A 6,723-nucleotide genomic window follows, 5' to 3' on the forward strand; every position below is an offset into this window, starting at 1 on the left:
GATCACGGTGGAGGAAAACGTACGGGCCGGGCGCTGCGTGGTCGCTGTGGACGGGCCGTCCGGTTCGGGTAAGTCCACCGTTTCCCGGCGGCTCGCCGTGAGCCTCGGGGCCCGCTACCTGGACACCGGCGCGATGTACCGGGCGATCACCTGGGCCGTGCTGCGCTCCGGGGTCGACCTGACCGACGCCGAGTCGGTGGGCAAGGTCGCCGCCGAGGTCGACCTGCGCATCGGCACCGACCCCCAGGGGTACGCCGTGACCGCCGACGGCGTGACCGTCGACGCCGAGATCCGGGGCCCCGAGGTCACGGGCGCGGTCTCCGCCGTGGCCGCCGTACCGTCGGTGCGGGCCCTGCTGGTGGCCCGGCAGCGGGAGCTGATCGCGAAGGCCGGCCGGATCGTCGTCGAGGGCCGCGACATCGGTTCGGTCGTCGCCCCCGACGCGGACCTGAAGGTCTACCTGACCGCCTCCGAGGCCGCGCGCGCCCAGCGGCGCAGCGCGGAGGACGCCACCGACGTGGCCGCCACCGCCGCCGACCTGGCCCGTCGCGACCGGCTCGACTCGACCCGCAAGGCCGACCCGTTGCAGCAGGCCGCCGACGCGGTGGTGCTGGACACCACGGAGCTGGGCATCGACGAGGTCGTCGACCGGCTGCGCGCGCTGCTGACCGAGCGGGGCGTGGCGTGACCACAGACGAGGGCTGGGTGGAGCTGCGCGAGCCGGACGCGGACACCGAGGAGCCGACCGGCCCGGTGCCGGTGGTGGCCGTCGTCGGCCGTCCCAACGTCGGCAAGTCCACCCTGGTCAACCGCATCATCGGCCGCCGGCAGGCGGTCGTCGAGGACATCCCCGGGGTGACCCGGGACCGGGTTCCCTACGACGCGCAGTGGTCCGGCCGGGCGTTCACGGTCGTCGACACGGGCGGCTGGGAGCCGGACGCGAAGGACCGCGCCGCGGCGATCGCCGCGCAGGCCGAGATCGCCGTCGCCACCGCCGACGTGGTGCTGTTCGTGGTCGACGCCATGGTCGGCTCCACCGACGTGGACGAGGCCGCCGTCAAGATGCTGCGGCGCAGCGCCAAGCCGGTCATCCTGGTGGCCAACAAGGCCGACAACACCACCATCGAGATGGAGTCGACCTCGCTGTGGTCGCTCGGCCTCGGCGAGCCGTTCCCGATCTCGGCACTGCACGGCCGGGGCTCCGGCGACCTGCTCGACAGGATCCTCCAGGCGCTGCCGGAGGCCCCGACGATCGTGGAGAACCGCCCTCGCGGCCCGCGCCGGGTGGCCCTCGTCGGCCGGCCCAACGTCGGCAAGTCCAGCCTGCTCAACCGGTTCTCCGGCGAGGAGCGGGCGGTCGTGGACTCCGTCGCCGGCACCACCGTCGACCCGGTGGACAGCCTCGTCGAGATCGGCGGGGAAACCTGGCAACTGGTCGACACCGCCGGGCTGCGCAAGCGGGTCGGCAAGGCCAGCGGCACCGAGTACTACGCCAGCCTGCGCACCGCGGGGGCGATCGAAGCCGCCGAGGTGGCCGTGGTGCTGCTCGACTCCAGCGAGCCGATCAGCGAGCAGGACCAGCGGATCCTGTCCATGGTCACCGAGGCCGGTCGGGCCCTGGTCATCGCTTTCAACAAGTGGGACCTCGTCGACGGCGACCGCCGGTACTACCTGGACAAGGAGATCGAGCGCGAGCTGCGCCGCATCCCGTGGGCGCTGCGGATCAACCTGTCGGCCAAGACCGGCCGGGCGGTCGACAAGCTCGCCCCGTCGCTGCGCAAGGCCCTGGCGAGCTGGGAGACCCGGGTGCCCACGGCGCAGCTCAACTCCTGGCTGACGGCTCTGGTGCAGGCCACCCCGCACCCGGTGCGCGGCGGCCGGGCGCCGAAGATCCTCTTCGCCACCCAGGCGGGGGTCGCCCCGCCGCGGTTCGTGCTCTTCACCACCGCGCCACTGGACGCCGGCTACCAGCGGTTCGTCGAGCGCAAGCTCCGCGAGGAGTTCGGCTTCGAGGGCAGCCCGGTGGAGATCTCGGTACGCCCGCGCAAGAAGCTCGGTCCGGGCGGTCGGGGCAAGGCGCACGGCTGACGGCGTACCGCCTCCTGTTCCCCTCGCGCCCTGCCTGCTTGTCCGTTTCCCCTGATCCACCTGCCGCCGGTTGACGCCACCCTCGGCGAACACGCCCGGCCCCGCGTAGCGGGGCCGGGCGTGTGCCCGGTGCCTTGGTGTGCCCATCTGTGCCCTTGTCTGGCATGGCGGGCCGTCTACGTCTTCGTCCGGCTGCTGTGCCGTCTGCGTCCTCAGCTGGCTCAACGTGCCGTTCGCGTCCTTATCCCGGGTCGGCGCGCTCCTGCCTGTCCTTCGAGCCGGGCCGGGCCTGCGTCCCTACGTCTTCGGGGATGCCCGGCCTCCACCCCGTACGCCCCTGCTCCCGCCGATGGCGCCAAACCCCTACCGCTGTGATCGTGGACAGTTGTCGTCGCGGACGAACAGCAACTATCTACGTTCAGAAGGCCCGTGACGTGGCAGGCGAGAATGCGCGGCGGGTGGCGGAGGTGCGGCGGGCGCTGGGCGGGTGGAGCGCCGAGGCCGGGCGGGAAGCATGGGCGGCCTGGCATGGACTCACGCCCAGTGAATGGTGCCCGCCCGGCCAATCTGACACGCCCTACGGTGCGTGGGGCCCGAGATCCGATCACCGCCCGTCGGAAAGGCTTCCCCCTATCCTCCTAGGATGCTCTAGCGGGTGTGCGGGTCGGCAATCGGGGGCGGGGCCGATGCGTGCGTGCGGAAGATCGTGCGTTAAGCTGTACCGGCTGTCGCAGGGAGCAAGTGCCTCGCGGGAGCATCGGGACGTGGCGCAGCTTGGTAGCGCACTTGACTGGGGGTCAAGGGGTCGTCGGTTCGAATCCGGCCGTCCCGACGGTGTGAAGCAGCAGGTCAGGAGTGTCTTTCCGTGCATAGGAGACGTCCTGACCTTGACTGTTGGGGGACCACTTGGGGACCCAAGGTGGCCGCAGTGCCCCTGAATGAGAGTCGCTCCGGGGGGCGGGAGGGCTTGTGCCAGGGTTCGAGGTCAAGCTCCATCCGGAGCATGAGCACCTTGCTGAACTCTGCTCAATGTACTGGGCCACGAGGGAAGACGGTACGTTTCTCTACACCGTCAAGGTTCTAGGCGAGCGGTTCAATGAGCCCTTCAAGGTAAGTAGGATCGTTTCCGAAGCTTGCAATGCCGTCTCGTTGGACCGTCGCTGTAGCCACTGCGGTGAGGGCTTCGTTTACAGGTCACGGGCACAGTGGACAGAAGGCGCTCGCTACGCGAACCATCCGTGTCGGGGTTGCAAGGAAGAGGAGCAGCGAAGGCAGGCGGAGCAACGCCAGCGCGAAGAGGAAGCCTTCGCTGCAATCATCCTCGACCGCTTCGCAGTCGTAGAAGATGAACTGACGCCTCGTGCTGAGCATCTAGATATGCCGGTGGCATTCGCACTAGCGGCGCTCCTTGAAGATGCTGAAGAGTGCTCGCGTGGAATTACTGTTCCCTTGGTTGGACGTACCGATCGGTATACCCCAACCTTCGATTATGACTTCTCTCTGCTTAGCTCACTAACAAACTTGGGGCTGTTGCGACTGCACCCTTCGTCGTCGCGAGATGCCTTCGTCTGGAACGATGATGGAACTCTAGGGGACTCTCACTATCCGGCACTTGTTTCTTACTACCTGTCGGGTAGTGGCTCGCTTGAGGAACGGGTGGACGGGTATCTAAAGAGTTTCGCTGGCGTTGTCTCTCGGGAGGATTGGCCGGATCGCTGGACTAGCCAGTTCTCTGAATTCTGGACAGACCTAGCCGTCGCTGAGTGTAAAGCGTATTTGGTTCATATGCTCGGGCGTCATGGTCTGGATTTTACTCCAGGGAAGAAGACGGACGATGTGCTCCGGCGCGCGCTTAAGTGGTTCTCTATCGGGCAGGTATTCTATTTTATCTGGCGATCCGCAAAGGAGAGCGCTGCATACCTTGCGAGAGAGCGGGTTCCCGTAAAGCAAGCTGCTAATAGTGCGGTAACGAGGATCTCGGCAGAGGTGGACCGGGCCTACGCTCAGGGTTGGCAAGTGAGCGTCTACCAGAGGGACTCACGTTTGCCGCTATCCACCTTGTCGCACATTCTTTTCTCCAGGGCGCTGGGGCTCGACGACCCGATGTCTTATTCGCCGCTTGATCTTCCTCTAAGGCGAGCGGGACTTGAGCTTTCATGGGGAAAAATTGACTCGGCCACGTTTGAGCGGCTCATCTTCCAGCTGGTTGTGGAGACAGATGGATATGAGAACGTTGATTGGTTGATGCATACTAATGCCCCGGATCACGGTCGGGACGTAAGTGCGGTTCGTCTGCGCAAAGACCCGTTGAGCGGGCACAGTTCGCAAAGGGTTGCCATTCAGTGCAAGCACTGGCTTTCGACTTCCGTTCGCGACGTGGATGTGAATCAGGCGGTAGTAAGTCTGGAGCATTGGCAAGATCCACCATTCGACGTCCTTGTGATCGCAACAAGCGGCAGATTCACGGCGGATGCTGTGACCTGGATTGAGCGACATAACGCGCGAAGTGGGCGACCGAGTATCGAGGTGTGGAACGATGCTAGCTTAGAGGCTCTCCTTGGCGAGAGGCCACACCTTATCCGAGCCTATGAACTTCGGTAAGGCGCAGCTTTTGCGATGCGTTGTGGGTATGCAGGAATTACCTTCCGGTATTCTTGTTTGAGGGCTTGAGATGCTGGAGCGGAAGATGTGATCCGCTCCAGCATCTCAAGATACCGCTGTCATACGAAGACACGGTGGTGGATACCGCCGTCACGTGGCCGTCTCCGCAGGAGGCCGGGATACGGGTACGGGAGATGCAGACCAAGCTGCACCGTTGGGCGGTGGCCGACCACGGTCGCCGGTTTGACGATGTCTACAACTTCGTCAGCGACCCGGCCACGCTGGTCGTGGCGTTGCAACGGGTCGCCGGGAATGCCGGAGCCCGCACTGCTGGCGTGGACGGCGTCACCGCCGTGCACGTGAGCATGGCAGGGCCCGAGGTGTTCCTGGACCATGTCCGTTTCCTGCTGAAGGCCGGCACGTTCCGGCCGCTACCAGTACGGGAGAAGATGATCCCCAAGACCGGCGGAAAGCTACGCCGGCTCGGGATACCGACCATCACGGACCGTGTGGTCCAGGCGGCGCTGAAGCTGGTCCTGGAGCCCATCTTCGAGGCGGACTTCCGGCCTTGCTCGTATGGGTTCCGGCCGAACCGGCGCGCGCACGACGCGATCGCCGAGATCCATCATCTGGCCACCGCCGGTTACCGGTGGGTGCTGGACGCGGACATCGAGGCGTGCTTCGACCGTATCGACCACCCGGCTCTGATGGGCCGGGTGCGAGCGCGGGTGAAGGACAAGCGGGTGCTCACGTTGGTGAAGGCGTTCCTCAAGGCCGGGATCATGACTGAGCTCGGCGAGCGGAACGAGACCACGTCCGGCACACCCCAAGGAGGGATCCTCTCACCACTGCTGGCCAACATCGCGTTGTCGGTTCTCGACGAGTTCTTCGCCGAGCAATGGGCGGCAGCGGGCACCGGCCAGCAGCGCAGGCAACGGCGCGCCAAAGGACTGGCGACGTGGCAGTTGGTCCGCTACGCCGACGACTTCCTCGTCCTGGTCCACGGCAACCAGGAACACGTCGAGGACCTGCGAGACCAGGTGAGCACCGTCCTGGCGACGATGGGCCTGCGCCTGTCGGAGTCCAAGACCAGGATCGCCCACCTTGCCGACGGGGTCGACTTCCTCGGCTTCCGCATCGTCTGGCAGCGGAAACGAGGGACGAGCAAGTGGCATGTCTACACGTTCATCGCCGACAAGCCGGTCCAGGCGCTGAAACGGAAGATCAAGTCACTGACCCGCCGGTTGTCGCACATGAGCTACCGGGAAACGCTGGTGAGGATCAACTACATCCAGCGTGGATGGGCTAACTACTTCAAGCACGCGGTCGCCAAGCACACCTTCTCCCACCTGCAGAACTTCATCTGGTGGCGAGTGATCAACTGGGTGATGCGCCGCAACCGCATGACCTGGAGAGCCATCCAGCGATGGCTGCGCACCCCGCAAGGGTGGCGGCCGATCGTTTTCGACGGGGTCGAGTTGTTCAAGATAGCGAAGGTCTCCGTGACCCGATACCGCTATCGCGGCACCAAGATCCCGAATCCCTGGCAGCCCACGCCGACAAGCCCACCCCCAACGGCATGACCTCGTGGAGAGCCCGGTGCGGTGAGAGTCGCACGCCGGGTTCGGCGGGCGGGTCCGGGAAACGGACCTGGAGCAATCCAGGCACCGCGCCCGGACCCGACCCAACACCATCGGCTGGCTCATGCACCACCGCCGACTGGCCCGCGACTACGAAACCCAACCGGCAACCTCGGAAGCCATGATCCCTTGGGCCGCGATCGCCGGCATGCTCGGCCGCCTCACCCGAAGCGGACCCGCCACCCGCCAACAACGCCGCACCTTCAACACACCCGACTGACACACATGCGAAACGCTCACTCAGGAACGTGATCGGCTGCCCGGGCCGGGACTGCGTAGTTTTCCGTGTTTGGCCTGGGTGTGGTCCGTTGGACAGGACGTTGATCCTGTCCGGGAAGGACCACGTCATGGCAGACAAGAAGAACGCTGCTCCACTTCCGCAGCCCTCGGCGGC

At 65.7% G+C, this 6,723-nt stretch carries 4 protein-coding genes, 1 tRNA gene and 1 pseudogene; all 6 read left to right on the top strand.

The window, feature by feature from the left end:
• Positions 1-7 precede the first annotated feature (7 nt).
• Entirely contained in the window at positions 8-688 is a 681-nt protein-coding gene (cmk, locus tag LPA42_RS31740; protein ID WP_077939462.1) for a (d)CMP kinase, read from the top strand.
• Entirely contained in the window at positions 685-2,088 is a 1,404-nt protein-coding gene (gene der / locus LPA42_RS31745; RefSeq protein WP_077939463.1) for a ribosome biogenesis GTPase Der, read from the top strand. Before cmk ends, der begins: the two co-directional genes overlap by 4 nt.
• A gap of 758 nt (positions 2,089-2,846) precedes the next feature.
• Positions 2,847-2,920 (top strand) — tRNA-Pro (locus LPA42_RS31750).
• 137 nt (positions 2,921-3,057) lie between these two features.
• Positions 3,058-4,689, top strand: a complete 1,632-nt coding sequence (locus LPA42_RS34650; protein ID WP_077939464.1) for a restriction endonuclease — start codon at positions 3,058-3,060, stop codon at positions 4,687-4,689.
• 194 nt (positions 4,690-4,883) lie between these two features.
• Positions 4,884-6,272: a group II intron reverse transcriptase/maturase gene (gene ltrA, locus LPA42_RS31760; RefSeq protein ID WP_077939466.1), complete on the top strand. Its 1,389-nt coding sequence runs from the start codon at positions 4,884-4,886 to the stop codon at positions 6,270-6,272.
• 109 nt (positions 6,273-6,381) lie between these two features.
• Positions 6,382-6,549, top strand: a pseudogene (locus tag LPA42_RS31765) (IS5/IS1182 family transposase); the annotation flags it as partial.
• Between the last annotated feature and the right edge of the window lie 174 nt (positions 6,550-6,723).

Source organism: Micromonospora sp. DH13, from assembly GCF_020873825.1.
Lineage (GTDB): Bacteria > Actinomycetota > Actinomycetes > Mycobacteriales > Micromonosporaceae > Micromonospora > Micromonospora haikouensis.

Bases quoted from the DNA above. Each gene is read 5' to 3' on its own strand.
- ltrA (WP_077939466.1), top strand. From the start codon at position 4,884: ATGCAGACCAAGCTGCACCGTTGGGCGGTGGCCGACCACGGTCGCCGG.